The 17,922-nt window shown below is 60.0% G+C and carries 16 protein-coding genes; 7 read left to right on the top strand and 9 right to left on the bottom strand.

Features of this window, described 5'->3' with window-relative positions:
* Positions 1 to 34 precede the first annotated feature (34 nt).
* On the top strand, positions 35 to 1,393 hold the full coding sequence (locus tag ACNA0J_RS15550) for an amidase (protein ID WP_415819816.1): 1,359 nt from the start codon (positions 35 to 37) through the stop codon (positions 1,391 to 1,393).
* Positions 1,394 to 1,480: 87 nt separating this feature from the next.
* On the top strand, positions 1,481 to 2,275 hold the full coding sequence (locus ACNA0J_RS15545) for a putative hydro-lyase (RefSeq protein WP_415819781.1): 795 nt from the start codon (positions 1,481 to 1,483) through the stop codon (positions 2,273 to 2,275).
* A gap of 84 nt (positions 2,276 to 2,359) precedes the next feature.
* On the opposite strand, the gene ACNA0J_RS15540 is transcribed toward ACNA0J_RS15545, so the two are convergent.
* The 6 genes from ACNA0J_RS15540 to ACNA0J_RS15515 all read right to left on the bottom strand — a co-directional run bounded on the left by ACNA0J_RS15540 (position 2,360) and on the right by ACNA0J_RS15515 (position 7,772).
* The gene (locus tag ACNA0J_RS15540; protein ID WP_415819780.1) at positions 2,360 to 3,727 is read right to left on the bottom strand and encodes an MmgE/PrpD family protein; all 1,368 of its coding nucleotides are present in this window, start codon (positions 3,725 to 3,727) and stop codon (positions 2,360 to 2,362) included.
* Positions 3,728 to 3,777: 50 nt separating this feature from the next.
* The gene (locus ACNA0J_RS15535) at positions 3,778 to 4,761 is read right to left on the bottom strand and encodes a Bug family tripartite tricarboxylate transporter substrate binding protein (protein ID WP_415819779.1); all 984 of its coding nucleotides are present in this window, start codon (positions 4,759 to 4,761) and stop codon (positions 3,778 to 3,780) included.
* Between the two features lie 42 nt (positions 4,762 to 4,803).
* A complete protein-coding gene (locus ACNA0J_RS15530) occupies positions 4,804 to 5,505 on the bottom strand; it encodes a GntR family transcriptional regulator (RefSeq protein ID WP_415819778.1) in 702 nt (233 codons plus the stop codon).
* Between the two features lie 268 nt (positions 5,506 to 5,773).
* A complete protein-coding gene (locus ACNA0J_RS15525; protein WP_415819777.1) occupies positions 5,774 to 6,832 on the bottom strand; it encodes a porin in 1,059 nt (352 codons plus the stop codon).
* A gap of 123 nt (positions 6,833 to 6,955) precedes the next feature.
* A complete protein-coding gene (locus tag ACNA0J_RS15520) occupies positions 6,956 to 7,405 on the bottom strand; it encodes a hypothetical protein (protein ID WP_415819776.1) in 450 nt (149 codons plus the stop codon).
* Positions 7,380 to 7,772: a phage holin family protein gene (locus tag ACNA0J_RS15515; RefSeq protein ID WP_415819775.1), complete on the bottom strand. Its 393-nt coding sequence runs from the start codon at positions 7,770 to 7,772 to the stop codon at positions 7,380 to 7,382. Before ACNA0J_RS15515 ends, ACNA0J_RS15520 begins: the two co-directional genes overlap by 26 nt.
* A 127-nt stretch (positions 7,773 to 7,899) precedes the next feature.
* Here ACNA0J_RS15515 and ACNA0J_RS15510 point away from each other — a divergent pair, with 127 nt between their 5' ends.
* Both ACNA0J_RS15510 and ACNA0J_RS15505 read left to right on the top strand, forming a co-directional pair.
* Positions 7,900 to 9,540 carry a VRR-NUC domain-containing protein gene (locus ACNA0J_RS15510; RefSeq protein ID WP_415819774.1) on the top strand — a complete coding sequence of 547 codons (1,641 nt, stop codon included), beginning with the start codon at positions 7,900 to 7,902 and terminating at the stop codon, positions 9,538 to 9,540.
* A 67-nt stretch (positions 9,541 to 9,607) separates the two neighbouring features.
* Positions 9,608 to 11,947, top strand: a complete 2,340-nt coding sequence (locus tag ACNA0J_RS15505; RefSeq protein ID WP_415819773.1) for an ATP-dependent DNA helicase — start codon at positions 9,608 to 9,610, stop codon at positions 11,945 to 11,947.
* On the opposite strand, the gene ACNA0J_RS15500 is transcribed toward ACNA0J_RS15505, so the two are convergent.
* From ACNA0J_RS15500 to ACNA0J_RS15490, 3 genes are read right to left on the bottom strand one after another with little or no spacing between them, the layout of a single operon-like run.
* Positions 11,916 to 13,217 (bottom strand): TRAP transporter large permease, encoded by a 1,302-nt coding sequence (locus ACNA0J_RS15500; protein ID WP_415819772.1) that lies wholly within the window; start codon positions 13,215 to 13,217, stop codon positions 11,916 to 11,918. The two genes, ACNA0J_RS15505 and ACNA0J_RS15500, sit on opposite strands and share 32 nt — an antisense overlap.
* On the bottom strand, positions 13,210 to 13,710 hold the full coding sequence (locus ACNA0J_RS15495; protein ID WP_415819771.1) for a TRAP transporter small permease: 501 nt from the start codon (positions 13,708 to 13,710) through the stop codon (positions 13,210 to 13,212). Before ACNA0J_RS15495 ends, ACNA0J_RS15500 begins: the two co-directional genes overlap by 8 nt.
* Positions 13,711 to 13,715: 5 nt before the next feature.
* Positions 13,716 to 14,690 carry a TRAP transporter substrate-binding protein gene (locus ACNA0J_RS15490; protein WP_415819770.1) on the bottom strand — a complete coding sequence of 325 codons (975 nt, stop codon included), beginning with the start codon at positions 14,688 to 14,690 and terminating at the stop codon, positions 13,716 to 13,718.
* Positions 14,691 to 14,932: 242 nt separating this feature from the next.
* Between ACNA0J_RS15490 and ACNA0J_RS15485 the strand changes: the two genes are divergently transcribed.
* From ACNA0J_RS15485 to ACNA0J_RS15475, 3 genes are all read left to right on the top strand, one after another.
* On the top strand, positions 14,933 to 15,463 hold the full coding sequence (locus ACNA0J_RS15485) for a GNAT family N-acetyltransferase (protein ID WP_415819769.1): 531 nt from the start codon (positions 14,933 to 14,935) through the stop codon (positions 15,461 to 15,463).
* Entirely contained in the window at positions 15,463 to 16,866 is a 1,404-nt protein-coding gene (locus ACNA0J_RS15480; protein WP_415819768.1) for a 3-deoxy-D-arabino-heptulosonate 7-phosphate synthase, read from the top strand. Before ACNA0J_RS15485 ends, ACNA0J_RS15480 begins: the two co-directional genes overlap by 1 nt.
* A 216-nt stretch (positions 16,867 to 17,082) precedes the next feature.
* Positions 17,083 to 17,844, top strand: a complete 762-nt coding sequence (locus tag ACNA0J_RS15475) for an ankyrin repeat domain-containing protein (RefSeq protein ID WP_415819767.1) — start codon at positions 17,083 to 17,085, stop codon at positions 17,842 to 17,844.
* Positions 17,845 to 17,922 lie beyond the last annotated feature (78 nt).

Genomic DNA, 17,922 nt, shown 5'->3' with positions numbered 1-17,922 from the left:
CAGGGATGCGCCGCCCAGCGGCTACGAGGACTTTATGCTTTCCACATTGCATGACACTGCTACGGCCCTGCAACAAGGCCGTTTGAGCGCCGTCGAGTTGACCGAAGCCGCATTGGCGCGTGCTGCCGATCCGGCAGGCGAGGGCGCTCGAGTATTTACGCGGGTCTACGCTGAACAGGCCCGCGCAGCGGCGCAGGCCTCTGATACCCTGCGTGCCGCGGGCCTGTCGCGCTCGCCGATAGATGGGTTGCCGATTTCGATCAAAGACCTGTTTGACGTTGCCGGCGAAACCACGCTGGCGGGCTCTGTTGCCCTGCAAGGGGCGCCCGCTGCCGAGGAAAACGCGGTCGTGGTTCAACGCCTGTTGGCTGCGGGGGCAGTCATCATCGGCCGCACGAATATGGTCGAATTCGCCTACTCTGGCCTAGGCATCAATCCGCATTACGGTACGCCGCGTAATCCCTGGGACCGCGCCAGTGGCCGTATCCCGGGCGGCTCGTCGTCGGGGGCCGGCGTATCCGTCGCCGATGGGATGGCGCTGGGCGCGATCGGCTCCGATACTGGCGGCTCAGTACGCATCCCAGCGGCCTTGTGTGGCCTGGCGGGCTTTAAGCCCAGCGCGTGGCGAGTGTCCATGGCCGGCGTGTTGCCTTTGTCCGCCAATCTCGATTCCATTGGCCCATTGGCGCCCACTGTCCGCTGTTGCGCGACTTTGGATGCGATCCTCGCCGGCGACGATATCGACAGCGTGAGTCCATCCTGGCAGCCCGCCGCTGTGCGTGGCCTGCGCCTGGCGGTGCCGACGACGTTGGCCTTGGACGGCATGGACGCCAGCGTCACAGCCGCTTTTTCTGCGGCCATCAGCCGGCTATCCGCTGCTGGCGCGCTGGTCGATGAAATCGAGATTCCGGAGTTCGCCCAGTTGGCAGCTATCAACGCCAAAGGCGGTTTTACTGCCGCCGAGGCTTGGGCCTGGCATCGCGATTTGATTGCCACCGCGGGCGACCGCTACGATCCGCGCGTGGTTTCCCGCATGCGTCGCGGCGAGGGCATGTCCGCGGCTGATTACCTGGACTTGCTGGACGCGCGCGAGGCCTGGGTTGCTGCGGTTGATCACCGCATTGCGGGCTACGATGCCTTGATGATGCCGACCGTGCCCATCACAGCGCCGACCATTGCAGAGGTCACCGCCAGCGACGAGGTTTATTACGCCACGAATGGACTGATTCTGCGTAATCCTACCTTGATCAACTTTCTCGATGGTTGTGCGGTATCCGTGCCGTGCCAGCCTGCGGACACCGCGCCCGTCGGGCTCATGATCGCAGGATCCAATGGCGCCGACGCTCGTGTCCTGTCCATCGGGATGGCGATTGAAGACCTGTTGCGCGCCTAACGCAACGCCGGCTCCGCATCATCTGGGTGCCGGCATTTTTAGAGACGTGGCGGTTCCTTCGCAACCGAGGGAGCACCGCATGGAACCATGACCTACACTGCTGATACCCATCCTGCCTATCGTGCGCGTCTCGATGCGCGTGACGGCCTGCTGACTGGTCCCACCGCCAATATCGCGCCGGGCTATGTGCAAGCTAACCTGGCGATTTTGCCATCGAACCTGGCTGCGGATTTTCTGCGATTCTGCCAACGTAATCCCAAGCCGTGTCCTTTGCTGGCGATGTCAGAGCCCGGCAGCGCAGCTTTGCCTGACCTGGGTCATGACATCGACATCCGCAGCGATGTGCCGCGCTATCGCCTCTGGCGCAATGGGCAGTTGGTCGACGAGCCTACCGATGTCCGGGACATATGGCGCGATGATCTGGTGTCTTTTTTGATCGGCTGCTCGTTCTCGTTCGAAGAAGCCATGCTGGACAACGGCCTGCCTGTCCGCCACATCGAACAGGGCTGCAACGTGCCGATGTATCGCACCTCGATTCCGACGCAGCCTGCGGGTCCTTTTCATGGACAGCTCGTCGTCTCCATGCGCCCACTCAAGGCCGCCGACGCGATCCGTGCCATCCAGGTAACCTCGCGATTCCCCTCTGTGCATGGCGCACCTGTGCACTTCGGCGATCCCGCGGAAATCGGCATTGCCGACATCAACCGCCCGGACTATGGCGACGCGGTTGAGATCCGCCCCGGCGAAGTACCTGTATTCTGGGCCTGCGGCGTTACCCCTCAATCGGTCGTCGCTGCGGTACAGCCGGAGTTCTGTATTACGCACGCGCCCGGGCACATGCTGATTACCGATCTATTGAACAGCCGGATGGCAGTGCTGTGAATGCCGCGCCGTCTTCGGGCGTCTTGTTTCCTCGCGCCTTCGGTGCCGGATACCGAAGGCGCTGAAACGCAGGAACTATCCACACTAGTGTGTCAGTGCCACCAACGCTTTGAGCGAGGGGGCAGACGCTAATTTCCAGCATGCATCCAGCAGGGCGCGTGTGCGGGTTTCGCCCAGCAACGGATTGCTCATGTTGCTGAATTTCGCCTCCAGGTCCTGATCCGTCATCGGTCGCTGCAGCGAGCCGATCGCATGTTCAACGGTGACTTGAATCTGCCGGCCATCCTTGAGAATCGCCGTGGCGTGAACGGCAGCCTCATCAATGGTGTCGTCAACGACGGCCTGGACTTTTCTGCGCGTGGCCACGACGTCTTCCCGGGTCACGATATCGTCGGCGTATTCGCTTTCACTGGCGCGGCCAAAGAGCAGGCCGACCGCGCAGCCGTGATAGACGCTGAACTTGCCTTGCAGTCCATCGGCGGGTTCTTTTTTGCCGGTCAGTTCCAGCACCAGCGAATGCACGCGCAGTTTCAGTTGTTCCAGGTTATCGGGCGTGACGCCTTGCTTGCGCAACTGCACGCTGGCATCAATGCTGGGGTGAATGACGATGCCGCAGGCGAAAGGCTTGTACGTGTTGTAGGCGATTTCGAATCGTTGGCCGAGTTCTCCGGTGATCTCATTCCAGTCGTATTTCGTCGAGGTGACTTGGGCAAATCCGCGTGGCGCTTCGATGGCGCGGGGGCTGGCGGTAAAGCCTTCGCGCGCCAGCAGGGCCGACATCAATCCGGCCTTGGCGGCGCCGCCGGGATGAAAAGGCTTGGTCATGGTGCCGAACTGGTCGCGCAGGCCCACGGGCTGAGAGGCCGCGATGCCGAGAGCCATGGCGGTCTGCTCCACGTCGAGTCCCAGCAGACGAGCGCATGCGGCGGCGGCGCCGAGCGTCCCAGTCGAGCCGGTGATGTGCCAGCCTCGATCGTAGTGTTGAGGATAAATCGTGTTGCCGACGCGGCACGACACGTCGATGCCGAGTACGACGGCATCAACGATCTGGCGGCCACTCGCACCCGTGTGTTCCGCCAGGGCAAATACCGCCGAGCACACCGGGCCCGCCGGATGGATGATGGTCTTGAGGTGCGTGTCGTCAAAGTCGAAGGTATGCGAGGTGATGCCATTGATCAGTGCTGCGTTGCTGATGTCCACCCGTTCGTGGCGGCCAAAGATCGCGGCCTGGGGCGCTGGCTGCAGGAACTGGACGGCGCCCAGCGCTGCGTCCGCAGCCTCGTGGCGAGCCGCGCCGATGGCGCAGCCCAGCCAGTTCATGATGGTGCGATGTGCCTCGTGTTCGATCTCGTCATTCCAGCCGCGCGAGGGATGCGTGGCGACAAACTCGGCCAGGATGCGGGTGACAGGAGGCGCGTTGTGATCAGCTTCGACTTTCGTGTTGATGGCCATAGGTCTCGTGTTTCGTTGCGATAAAGGGAATAGGGGAAGTGGCTGCGGGCTTATCCGTCGAGCCGGATGTTTTGTTCTTGGGCGACGCGTTTCCACCGCTCCAGGTCTTTGCGTACGTAGGCGGCAAATTCTTTGGGCGTCATGGGCATGGGAACAACGGCCTCGATTTCCAGGCGTTTGTCGACCTCGGAGGACTGCAGTGTTTTGTTCAGGCTTTCGTTGAGTGTGTTGACGATGGCGCTGTCCATGCCTGCGGGTCCCGAGACGCCGTACCACTGCAGGATGTCGTCAAAGCCGTCCAGGCCCAGCTCGGTAAACGTCGGCACATCGGGAAAGCGCGGGCTGCGCGCCTTGCCGGTGACGGCCAGTGGCCTGACGGTTTTTGCGGTGAGATGCGGGACAGCTGCTGCCAGGCCGGGGAACATGGCTTGTGTGCGGCCGCCTATGATGTCTTGAAATGCCGGCGCGATGCCTTTGTAGGCAATATGCTGGATCGGGATATCGAGGCGCTGTTTTAGCAGCTCCATCAGCAGGTGCGTCAATGAGCCGGCGCCGGCCGATCCATAGTTGGCGTTGGGATGGGCTTTTGCGTATTGCGCGAACGCTTTCAATGTGTGGATCGGCAGCTTGGCATCGACGATCAGCACATTGGGTGTTCCGCCTATCATGCCCACCGCGGTGAAGTCTTTGATAGGATCGTAGGGGACGTTGCGCGTGGCCGGGCTGGTGCCCAGGGTGGCGACATAGCCCTGCATCAGGGTATAGCCATCCGGGTCCGACCGCGCTGCGCGTTGACAGGCGATGACGCCACCTCCACCACTGACGTTTTCTACGACAAACGAGGCATTGTTGCTCAGCGATTTACCCCATTCGCTGGTGACTGCACGCGCAATGTAATCGCTGCCGCCGCCGGCTGCGACAGGCACGATAAAGGTGATAGGTCGTTGCGGAAAACCGGCGGCAGCCCGGGATGCAAGGGGAAAGCCCGCAACGCTGGCAGCACTCAAGCCGCACAGGAACGATCGACGGTCCATGCTGTTTGTCTCCTCTGGTTTTTTTGGGGGTAAGGTCAGTCGCTACATATCGGATAGGCGTTCGTGCGCATTGATGACGTGATGGGACAGCAGCTCGGCACAGCGCGCCGCACCGCCGATCGAGGCGTGGGAATCGATCAGGGCGCGGACGATCTGTTTATGTTCTGTGTTTGATTGGATGCGGTGATCTTTCGAGGACAGATTTTTGACGCGGGCCAGGTGCAGTTTCTGGATGACTTCGCGATAGCTTTTGGCGATTTCCTGGTTGCCTGCGTATTCGATGAACAACCAATGGAATTGCAGGTTGGCGTTGTAGTAGACCTGCGTGTTGCCGGTCTCGACGGCGTCGTCCATGGCGGTGGTGCAGGCCAGGAGTTTGTCGATCAGTTCTGTTTGTTGTGCTTGGGGCAGTTGCGTGACGATGCGGCCTGCGTGGCTATCCATCAGGGCGCGGAATTGGTACAGGTCGTGGACTTCCTGGGTGGTGAGTTCGCGGATGTAGACGCCGGAATGTTTGCGCGAGACGACCAGGCCCATGCTTTCGAGTTCGCGCAGGGCTTCGCGGACGGGGACGCGGGAGACTTGCAGTTGTTCTACGAGATCGGGCTCGCGTAACGGCTGGCCGGGTTGCAGGGTGCCGGCCATGATTTGAGTTAGCAGGTGGTCTCTCACTAGTTTGCCTAGTGAGGTGTTTTTTAGGTGGGTGAAGGCTTCGGGAGTGAGGTTGGGGGTGGGCCAGGTCATGTTGTATCTCGTAGTTTTGTAGAATCGTATACGAAAATATGAGATGTGGATAGGTGGCTGGTGTGTGGGTATTTTTGCTGGCTTGGGGTGTTTCTGTTTAGGCGTCCGGGCCGTGTGCGTGGGGGCCGCNCCGGCCTAATCGCAACGGCTCGGCGCAAGACCAGGCGCCGAGGTCCNCTNCGNGGACTGCCCGNCGCTCAAAAGGCCGGCGCGGCCCCCNCGCACACGGCCCGGACTCGCAGCAGGGGCTGGCCCCGAGAGCAGGGCATCAGAAGATGTGGCGGAATCCTACGGCGGCGCCTAACTGGCTGCCGCTGCCGGCGATTTCGTCGCTGGCGGCGTCTTTGACTTTGTTGTAGTCGACGGTTACGTAGACTTGTGAGCGCTTGGAGAGGGCGTACTCGGCGACGCCGACCAGGGCGTAGCGCTTGCCTTTGTCGCCTGAGACGACGACGTTTTCGCTGCGGTCATAGTAGGCGGCGCCGGTCAGGGCCCAGCGGGGAGTGGCTTGCCAGGTGAGGCCGGCGAAATAGCCGTTGTCCTTGCGGTCCAGACCTGCGACGGGGTTGCCGCCCATGACGGCATTGACGAATCCGGTTTCGTCGCGGCCGTTGAAGTAGCCGGCAAAGACCTTGGCGGATTCGAATTGGTATGACGCGTTCAGGTTCCAGACGCGTTGGCGATAGTCCGAGCTGGTTTCGGAATAGGTCTGCTGGTAGGCGCCGCCCACTGCGAATTGACCAAAGGTATAGCGCAGCGATGCGCCGTATTGCGAGCCGACTTTGTGATCGTCGTAGTCCTCGCCGTTGGCGTAGGAGAGCACCAGCGCCAGGTCGCCTAGCGTGTTGGCATAGGTGAACATATTGCTCGTGCGCACGCGCGACATGGCTGCGGGCAGCCAGGCGTTTTGATCGTAGTTGCCGACGGTCAGGGGATCGAAATGATCGGCCAGCAGGTTGAACATGGGCGTGTTCTGCAGGCCCAGCGTCAGGACACCGAGTGAGCCGCCGTCCAGGCCGACATAGGCCAGGCGGCTAAACGTCTTGTTTGGATCGGAGCCATTCCCGTTCTGGATATTGAAGCCATTCTCCAACCGGAAAAACGCTTTATTCCCGTCGCCGAGGTCCTCGACCCCGCGCAGGCCCCAACGGCTATTGGAGATGGCGCCGTTGGCCAGCCCGATGTGGCTGCCGTCGACTTGGTTGCTGCGATTCAGATATCGAATACTGACATCTGCAATCCCGTACAAGGTCACGCTCGATTCGGCGGCGGCGGTGCCTGCGGCCAATCCACTCAGCGCCAGCAGCGCCATAGCGGCTTTCTTCATTGTCTCACTCCCTGAGATCCGACTCGTAGTCGGAATTAAATATGGCCGCCTCACAGCGGATAGCTGCGAGGAGGCCGAGAAATCAGGTCGCAAGTCTATACCGAAAATCGGTTGGCCTGTCCTTTAGCGAGGGAGGGTTTGCCCGGGGGCTTGCTTCAGCGCCTTTAGCTCACGGATGCGCGCCACTTGATCGTCCAGTTCCCGCCGTATTCGCTCGATTTCTTCCGCGGGCGCTATGCGTTCTATCGCTTGGCGCAAATCTGCTGCTAATTGGGCCAGGCGGTCGACTTCTGGGTTGGCAGCCGGCGGGCTGGCGCGCCTTTGATGGCGGCGCTTGAGGACGTTGGTTACGCGGTCGCGCAGCGCTACGGCAGCCATCGCGCGCAGCGGCTTTTTTAGAAATCGGGGCCACCCGATGACGGCCCCGGCGGCCAGCGCCGTGGTGGAGGCCCATCCGTTGGATGTTTTCGTCTGAGTGGCAGCGCGCGCAAAGGCGTCGGCCAGCTCGTCTCTATCGCGCTCCATTTTCGCCAGCAAGGCGTCTTTTTCAGCTTGTGTGGTCGTCTTGGGCATAATGACTCCGGGCGGCGGCGGCATCCAGGCGCACTTGGTGGCTGAGTTCGGAAAAAAGCGAATTTTTTGGCGCGTTACGGGCGGCAATGGTCAACGCGATGAGCGTAATAAGGAGCCATGCGCCAGCCACCAACCACGCCACGAGCAGCCGATGATCTGTGTCCCAGAAACTCACGATGGTGGCTACCGATACAAAGGCTAGTGTACCGAGTCCGCAAAACAGCAGCGCCACGCTGCTGATCAATGTGGTGACCAACGCCGAGCGGTACAGCGACAGTTCAATGCCAGCCAGTTCCAGATAATCGCCGCTGCGTTCCATGACAAACTCGGCCAGATGGCGTATCCGCTTCAATCGTTCTGAAATCATGGCATCCCCTAGGTTTGGAGCATGTTGCGCTGCAAGTTGCATACCTGGCCCGGCAGCGTCCCAGGCGTGGGGCGCTACCCGGCCGGGATTTGATATGATTACTGGATAAATATCCAGTTTTGGCCAGATGCTTCCCCCGCACCGTTACTACTATCTGCATAACTTCCAGCGTGCGCTGGAGGTCGTGGCCGATCGTTATGCCGATTTGCTCGATGACGGCGAGCGCGCCTTTCTCGACGATTTCGACCGCTTGCCGCAGATGTCGCGCGCGCTGTTTGTGCGTATGGCGATGAGACGGGGGCCGTGGTTTCGTGCCAGCCGCCTGGCGTATGAAGAAATTCCCGATCTGCTTGCGGCGGTTGCGCCGTTGGTGTCGTTGGGTTGGCTCGACGCCAGGGCGCAGATGACATTGGACGAGCTATTCGATATCTGCACCTTGCCCGAGTTGCGTGGTTTGTTTCCGGCATCTGTCATGGCGGGGCTGCGTAAATCGGAATGGCTGGCCATGTTGCGCGAGCAGCACGATGACGCCCGCTCCTACGACCAGTGGTGCCCGGCGTCGCCGGAGCCGGCCTGGCGCTTTATGCTGGGAGATCATTGCGACCGGCTGCGGCTGATGTTTTTCGGCAATCTGCGGCAGGACTGGTCGGAGTTCGTGCTGGCCGATCTGGGGGTGTTTCGCTACGAATCCGTCGCGTTCGACCGCGCGTCGCGTGCATTCCAGATACGCGCCGATATCGACAGATACCTGGCGCTGCACGCATGCCGCGAGGCGTTGGACGCGAACCCTGAGATAGATGATCTGTTGGACGTCGTACAGTCCTGTGCCAGTACGAACGCCTGGCTGGAGCAACGCCGCGCCAAGGTGCTTTTGCGCATCGGTCACGTCTGTGAACGCGGCCTGCATTGGGACAGGGCTTATCGCGTGTATGAGCAATGTGCTTATCCGGGGGCTCGTCATCGTCGTATTCGAATGCTTGAGCGCATGGGACGCCATGACGATGCGTTAGCACTGGCCCTGCAGGCCCGGCAGGCCCCGGAAAGCGAGGCGGAAAGCCAAGCTCTATCCAGAATGCTGCCGCGCTTGCGACGCAATGCCGGGCTGCCTGCGCTGGCCCGGGCGGCTATTGCCGCTCCTGTGCGGCGCGATCTGGCATTGTCGCGTCCTGTCGAGCCGCAATCTGTCGAGTTTGTCGCGCGCGATCATCTGCATTGCGACGCTGCGCCGGTGTATTACGTCGAAAACACCTTGATCAACGCATTATTTGGCTTGCTGTGTTGGTCAGCCGTTTTCGCGCCATTGCCAGGGGCGTTCTTTCATCCCTTTCAGCGTGGTCCTGCGGACTTGTCGGCGCCGGACTTTGTTTCACGTCGTGCTGATCTGTTCGCCGCAGCGCTGTCGCAGCTGGAATCGGGCGCTTACCGTGACACGATATGGCGTCACTACACCGAAAAAGCGGGCCTGCAATCGCCTTTTGTGTTCTGGGGAGCGTTATCCGAGCCGTTGCTGGGGTTGGCGTTGGAATGCCTGCCCGCGAATCATCTGAGATTATTTTTCATGCGGATGCTGCAAGACATCACGCAAAACCGCACGGGCTTGCCCGACCTGATCCGGTTTATGCCCGGCGAAAAGCGTTATGAACTGATCGAAATCAAGGGGCCAGGCGACAAGTTGCAGGATAACCAGATTCGCTGGCTGCAATATTGCGCCGAGCATGGAATTGCGGCGCACGTGTGCCATGTGCAATGGCGCGAGGATGAGGCATGAACGATTCGATCGTGACGCGTCCGTGGTACGCATTCATCGACGTTGCCAGCCGGCATGAGGCCCAGGCATGAGTTATTCGGTCGCAGTGCGCGCGCTGTGTGAATTCACCGCTAGAGCAGGGGACCTGGATCTGCGTTTCACGCCTGCACCGACTGGCCCCGAAGGCGTGGCGGGGCACGCTACGGTAGTGGATCGGCGCGCCGCCACCTACGAGTCTGAAATTGCATTGTCGGGCCAATACCAGGACCTGTTGGTGCGTGGCCGTGCCGACGGCTACGATCCGGGCTCGAATCAGCTTGAGGAGATCAAGACCTATCGAGGCGAACTGAGCAGTGTGCGCGACAATCATCGTGCGCTGCATTGGGCACAGGCATGCGTGTATGGGCACTTGTTTTGCCAAGCACGAGGCATGACGCGCCTGCGTGTGGCTGTCGTGTATTTCAATGTGGTCACTGAAGAAGAAACTCTATTTTCCCGCGACTACGACGCGGTGGAACTCCAGGCTTTTTTCGAAGAGCAATGTACGCGTTTTCAGGCATGGGCGGCCACCGAGCTCGCCCATCGCCAGGCGCGCGACCTCGCGTTGGCGCAATTGGATTTTCCATTGGGCCGGTTTCGCGCGGGACAACGGGAGTTGGCGGTATCGGTATATCGCAGCGCCCGTGACGGACGCTGTTTATTGGCGCAGGCATCCACAGGTATCGGCAAGACGCTAGGGACATTGTTTCCATTGCTCAAAGCCGCACCCGATACGCGTATCGACAAGGTATTTTTCCTCGCGGCCAAGAATGCAGGCAAGGCGCTGGCGCAACAGGCGTTGGACCGTCTCAATGAGTCGCCCGCGCAACCCGGATTGCGAGTGCTTGACCTGCAGGCGCGCGATAAAGTCTGCGTCTATCCCGACAAGTCATGCCATGGCGAGTCTTGCCCGTTGGCCCGGGGCTTTTATGATCGTTTGCCTGAGGCTCGTGCCGCCGCGTTGGAGCATACTCGGCTGGATGGGGCAACCGTGCGCACCGTTGCTGAGGAACACGGTGTATGCCCGTACTACCTGTCGCAAGAGCTCGCACGCTGGAGCGATGTGGTGATCGGCGACTACAACTACTACTTCGATAGCAATGCCATTCTGTATGCGCTCGCGCAGGCTCATCAATGGCGTGTGGCAGTGCTGGTGGACGAAGCGCACAATCTGGTGGATCGTGCGCGCCATATGTATAGCAGCAGCCTGTCGCAGCCTGCGCTCAAGCGGGCGCGCCAGGCAGCGCCAAAGGCGCTGCGCAAACCGCTGGATGGCTTGAATCGGGCATGGAACGCATTGAACCGTAAACAGGCCGCCGCGTATCAAGCCTATGACGCCGTGCCTGCTGGCGTGCTCGCCTCCTTACAGAAGGCCATCATTGCCATGACGGAACACGTAGGACAGGCGCCCTTGGCCCAGGATGATCCCCTGTTGCTGTTCTATTTCGAGATGCTGAGCTTTGCCCGATTGGCAGAGCAGTTCGGCCCGCACGCGCTGTTTGATGTCACGCGAGATCGGCTTGATGATCTGGACGGCCCGACGAGTCCATCCACGCTCTGCGTTCGCAATGTCGTGCCCGCGCCGCATTTGGCGTCGCGCTACGCCGCAGCGCACGCCACGATATTGTTTTCTGCCACGCTCAATCCGCAACAGTATTACCGGGATACGCTGGGGTTGCCTGACAATACGGCCTGGATCGAGGTGGCCGCGCCTTTTCAGGCGGAACAATTGGCCGTGCATGTCGCGGGTAATGTGTCTACCCGCTATCGTGACCGCAAACAATCACTGCGTCCTATCGTGGACTTGATAGCGACGCAATATGCCAAACGCCCAGGCAACTATTTGAGCTTTTTGAGCAGTTTCGAATACCTGGAGCAGGTGGCCGATCTGTTGAGCCAGAGCCATCCGCACGTCCCGCTCTGGAAACAAACGCCTGCCATGAACGAAGCCAGCCGGCAGGCATTTCTGGCCCGGTTCACCGAGACTGGGGCCGGCGTCGGCTTTGCCGTGTTGGGAGGCGCGTTTTCCGAAGCGGTCGATTTGCCTGGGAAACGCCTGATTGGTGCTTTTATCGCGACGCTGGGTTTACCGCAGGTCAATCCGGTCAACGAGCAGATGAAAGCCGCCATGGAAAGGCTCTATGGCAGCGGCCAGGGATACGACTACACCTACTTGTACCCCGGACTGCAAAAGGTCGTACAGGCCGCTGGTCGCGTGATCCGTGGTGAGCATGATACGGGTACGGTTTATCTCATCGACGATCGCTACCGCAGGGCCAAGGTGCGGGCATTATTGCCTGGATGGTGGCAACTACCCGCGCCAGAGGAATCAACGTGTGTCGATCGTCAGCTCGACATTACAGCGTCATATGCTGTGGCAACCAGGTAGCAATCCCCGGCACCACATACAACAACAGCACCGCCAGAATCATCAAAAAGAACATCGGCAACGACGCCTTGGCGATATAGGGCAACTCTCTTCCTGTCATTCCCGACAGCACGAAAAGATTGAACCCGACCGGCGGCGTAATCTGCGCCATCTCGACGACAAACACGACAAAAATGCCAAACCAGATCAGATCGATCCCGGCCGCCTGCACCGTTGGCAACAGCACCCCCATCGTGAGCACGACGATGGAAATGCCATCCAGAAAACAACCCAGCACCACGAAAAAGACCATCAGCGCCATGATCAATCCGAACTGCGATAGTCCCAGCCCGCCGATCCATTCAGCCAGCGCACGCGGCAGTCCGATATAGCCCATGGAGAGCGTCAGAAACTGTGCGCCGGCCAGGATCAATGCGATCATGCAATACAGCCGGGTTGCACCCATCAACGATTGCCAAAAGCTATCCTTGTTCAGCGAGCCTTGCAACGCTGAGAGGATCAGCGCACCCACGACGCCAATGGCTGCTGCCTCGGTCGCCGTCGCAATGCCCGTGTAAATCGATCCCAGCACCGCCGCGATCAGCAGCAACACCGGAATCAAGTGGCGGGATTGATAGAGCTTTTGCCGCAACGTCATGTGCTCGTCCGAGGCAGGCACCTCTTTCGGATTGCGTATGGCCCACCAGGCGATATAGCCCATGAACAGCGCGGCCAGCATGATTCCCGGCACAATGCCTGCGATGAACAGGCGAGCGATCGAGACATCCGCCGCCACGCCGTACACGATCATGATGATCGACGGCGGAATCAGCAGCCCCAGTGTCCCTGCACCGGATAGCGTGCCTAACACCTTGCTCTCGGGATAGCCCCGCCGTTTCAACTCAGGGATCGTCATCTTGCCGACCGTCGCGCAGGTCGCAGCCGACGATCCCGACACCGCGGCAAAGATCGCGCAGCCAATCACGTTGGTGTGCAGCAGACGGCCAGGCAGGCGATTCAACCAGGGCGCGAGCCCCTTGAACAGATCTTCTGATAACCGCGTGCGAAACAGAATCTCGCCCATCCACAAAAACAGTGGCAGCGCCGTCAGCGTCCAGCTTGACGCGGCGCCCCAGATCGTGACCGCCATCGCGTCTCCGGCAGGCCGGCTGGAGAAGATCTCCATGCCTATCCACGCCGTGCCCGCCAGCGTCAAGCCAACCCAGACACCGCAACCCAGCAGAGCGAAAATCGAGACGACCAATAAGGTAATGACCAGGACTTCATTCATGGGTTTGGTGTGACGTAGGAGCAGGCAGACCGTGCAAGCGGCGGATCAATTCGTCGACCAGCGACACCAGGAACAACACGGTCCCGGCAGCCATGCTGATCTGGGGGATCCACAATGGCGTGGCGTCGTTAGACGTGGAAACATCGTTATAGGTGTGCGAGTCCAGCATCAGTTTGATACTGAAAAACGCAAAAGCCGCCGCGAGCAGGGTACCCGCACACAGCGCAAAAATATCCAGGCGCCTGCTGCCACGCGCGGCCAGCGAATTCAGCAACAGCGTGACGCGGATGTGTTCGCCGTGTTTGAATGTACTGGCCAGAGCCAGAAAGCCTGCACCAGCCATGAAGTAGCCGGCGTAGGCATCCATCCCTGCGACATGCCAATCGATCTGGCGTCCAATGATGGAAATCAGTACTGAAATCAGCACACCTATCATGCACAGGCCGGCCAGGAGGCCGGCCGCGCCGTACAGAGTATCGAGTAAGCGGCGCATGCGGATTACATCTTGCGATAGGCTTCGATGATGGCCTTGCCGTCATCGCCGGCGCGCTCGGTCCATTCGTTGATCATGACCTCGCCGATCTTGTTCAAACCGGCCTTCAGTTCAGGCGTGGGTTGAATGATGGCCATGCCGTTTTTCGTGAGCTCCTGCTTGTACCATTCGCCTTTCTCCTGGGCGAGCTTCCAGCCGCGCTCTTCCGCTTGGGCGCCCGCTTTTTTCAGGGCTTCCTGGGTCGCCGGATCGAGCGCGTCAAAGGCTTTCTTGTTCACAATGATCGCGTTCTTGGGCAGCCAGGCCTGCGTGTCATACCATTTCTTGATGTACTCGTAGGTCTTGGTGTCATAGCCAGTCGAGGCCGACGACATGTACGAATCAATCACGCCCGTGGCCATGGCTTGAGACAGCTCGGCAGCCTGGACCGTGACGGGCTGGGCGCCAGCCAGCTCCGCGATTTTGGCGGTGACAGGGCTATAGGCGCGCCATTTCAGTCCCTTCAGGTCGTCCACGGTTTTCAGGTCGCGGTTGGCAAAAATGCCTTGAGGAGGCCAGGCGACGGTAAACAGCAGCGTCATGCCTTGCGAGGCAAGCTTCTTTTCCAGATACGGTTTTTGTGTCTGATAAAGCTTGAATGAGGCGTCGTAGCCCGTGGCCAGAAAGGGCAGGCCGTCCAGGGCATAGATCGGATCTTCGTTCGCGTAGTTGGTCAGCAGGATCTCGCCGATCTGTGCCTGGTTGCCTTGTACCGCGCGCTTGATCTCGGGCGCTTTATAGAGCGACGCATTATTGTGTATCGTGATCTTGAGCTGTCCGCCCGACAGCGATTCGACGTCTTTGGCAAAGTTATTCAGGTTTTCGACGTGGAAATTGCTCGCAGGATAGGCGCTGGGCAGGTCCCACTTGGTTTGAGCCATAGCGCCGGCGCTGAAAGCCAGCACAAAACTGCCGGCCAATAGGGGGAGGGTCTTTTTCATTCGAGTGATCCTTCTTCGCATAGAGAGGGCGATGTGCCCGGCATATCACAGAAACACTGCGAGCAAGCATTGCGGTGCCATAAGCGTTGCAATTCTACGGGGCCAGGAACGCCGATTGCCCCAGGAAACCCCTACATAGGGGAAAGTCCTAGGGTCGCGCTGTGTCAAAATTTACATTTTGGAGGTCCGAGCTTTTCATGTCAGCCCAACAGAGATCCCCGGCCCATAGGCCGGAATACCGATTGCTGAATCATGCAGACGTCGCGGCGTTTCGGGTGCTGCGCGCGCAAATGCTCGCAGACTCTCCCGAGTCGTTCATGAGCAGCCTCGAGGACGAGTCCGTTCTGTCAGAGGCGGATTGGTCTGCCCGCGTCGGCCCGACTGACGACGCCTTGATCATCGGAGCGTTTGTCGCCGGCGAGCTCAAGGGCAGCGCGGGCGTATTCCGGCATCGGGGTAAAAAGGCCACGCACAAGGCCACGATATGGGGCGTATATGTGCACCCCGATTTGCGGGGAAAGGGGGCGGCCAGGGCGCTGCTGGCGGCGGCTATCGCCCACACCCGCGAATTGGCGGGAATTCGACAGATCACATTGAACGTGACAGCGTCCAATACGGTGGCGTTTCAGCTCTACTTAAGCCTGGGCTTTCAGCTATGTGGTGAAGAGCCCGATTCGCTGTGTATCGATGGCAAGTTCTACGCGGACAAACATATGTTCTTGAGACTCGTGGATGCCGTGCCTGCGCCAGCGCCGTTTCAACATCAAGCGTAATGCAACCCGTGCAGCCTGCGCCCTTATTGCTGCAAGACACACTGCGCACGGTGAGGCGCCGGTATCGGCTGCCCGCGATGCCGACGGCATCATCTCGCACGCAAGATGACAGTCCATCGGCGACGCTCGCAATCGTGCTGGAGCAGATTCGAATCTCGCTAGAGGCCGGCGAAACGCCGGACGATGCCCTGAAATACAGGTTCTTCGATGCCCTCGATTGTTTGATTCGGGAGGCGATGCAGCCAGCGCGGGGGGACACCGCTTTTCAGGCCATGGTCTTGCGCTATCAAATCGCCGCCGTGCGTGAGTATGCTTCGCTGGCTGCCCATGCCAATCAGGATCGCCGCGAAGTCCATGCCGCGGTCAATACCATCGCTCATCCGGCAAAACTGCAGCGCATGCCCTCAGGGGCGCTGCATGCGGCGCTAACGCAGTTACAGGCCTTTGCGGTCGCAGAGGACTGGAACGCGCTGTCTGCCTGTGCGGAACAAGTCCTGCCTCTGGCACAGGCCGAAGCCGATTCGGCGGTCGCGCGCGGCACGGACCGGTTGTTTGGCAGCCCGGCGCTAGGACGGTTACAACGCCTGGCGGTGCTGGTATCCGACCAGCAGGTGCAGCGTTACCGGTCGCTATGGGACCAGCAGGGGCCCCGTGCAGGCAGTGCCATTGCGATGGAACAAGGCGCTGCATCGCAGCAGCGCGGCGCGGCAGTCGAAGCACGCGCGGCACAGGCGCTAGAGGTGTTGGCCCAGCGGCTGAATGCGCAACCGGAGAACAGAACACCCTATCGCGTAGTGACGTCGATGCGTGCCTCCCCGTCGCTGCCAGGAAACGCCGACTATGCCAAGAGTGAGTGGGATGCCGTGCTGTTGCAGCAGGTTTCTTCGGATGGAGACGCGCCGGCGTTTGACGTCTGCCTGCTCATTGAGGCCAAAGCCTCCGTCGAGGCAGCGACTACCGATTTACCTCGCCTGCTGCGGGGTTTGCGGCTATTGGCCAGTGCCGAGGCCGATGCAACGTATGTGTTTGACACCCATCAAGGACGTATGCGATTGCGCGGCTCATCATTAAAGAGATTCGCCGGTGATGATACCCATGTGGCAGGCAGTGTCCTCTATTGCTGTGACGCATCGGCTGACGCCTATCCAAAACTGCTCAGTACCGCGACCCGCATGCAACTCTTGTCCGCGCCTGGCAGCGTGGCGTATGCCAGTGGTGTGGCAGATGCAGCGTCTGGCGATAGGCAGAGCCTGGCGTCCGTCTGGGAACAGCTGTTGACATCTGCCAGATGGGACACGGTGCGGCGTCAATATCCACTGTTGCGCCAGGTCCGCGACTTGATGGTACATGTCGATGACCTGTTCATGGCGGTAAACGGCCAGTCCGGGCTTGGTGCGGCCTGATTGGCTGTTCCACATACCAGGCTTTATTGATCAAGACGCTCAGATGATCGGGCGGGACAAGTAAATCGAGTCCGAATCTCACGGTTTGAGCTGACGCCGTACGAGACTCGACACGTTGATTTGGTACATAAGCGGATGCCTGATCACGCACGCACTGTTTCGAGCGCGTGCCGCTTTGTGGTCGGTAACCGCCATGTCAACGACGAGGTTTCAACCATGTTCATCCGTGCTTTCGTATCCGCCGTTTCGGCTCACCTTCCCGGAGCGAAGAGCGACACGCTTCATACGCAGGATCTGATGCAAAGCCTGGCCGAATATGTGGCCAGTGATGATGATAAGGCCATTGATTCTCTGCTGAGCAATGCCAGTGATGTGGAATTGGTCGTCACTGAGCTAAAGAAATCAGGATACTCATGCCTGCATCGCGCTGCAGAGCAAGGAAAGGCCAGGGCCATGGACGCGCTGCTCGAAAGGTTACCCCTGGATGTTTGGGATTTGCGCACCTACGATACCGGACGCACCGCTTTTATGTTGGCTGCGCAGCACGGTCACGGCGACATCGTTCTCAGTTGCCGACGCGCCATGCAGGGACAGCCGATCGATTCCGCTGCCGCTGCCGCTTCCCAGGCCACGATGCTGGGCTACGCTGCAAACCTCTTCACGGCGCCATTCAGCTATGTGGCGAGCAGGGAGCCACAGGCTGCGGTCGATAGATGGCAGTACTCTCTCAATGCGCAAGACCGGGATGGAAACACGTCTCTGCATCTGGCTGTGTTGCATGGCGATTTGCCGTGCTGCCGCACGCTGCTGCTCAATGGCGCCAACCCCGATATTACAAATGGGCAAGGACAACGTGCGAAAGACTTGGCCCTCGAACGGCATATGCGCGAACTATTGTTTTCCGACGTCGGTCTTTCAGAGCGAGTGAGTGCCAGCATGCTGCGACACGCAACGGCTTCGACTCAGGCGCCAGATTAAGTCGCCGGGCAGGCCTCATGCCTTGTACTGCGGGGCATGTGGCTGCCAATAACGTTCGGGCATCCTTCCAACGTCCGG

This window comes from Bordetella tumbae, assembly GCF_965139195.1.
GTDB lineage: Bacteria > Pseudomonadota > Gammaproteobacteria > Burkholderiales > Burkholderiaceae_B > Bordetella_A > Bordetella_A tumbae.
This window is presented reverse-complemented; position numbering and strand designations above follow the sequence as displayed.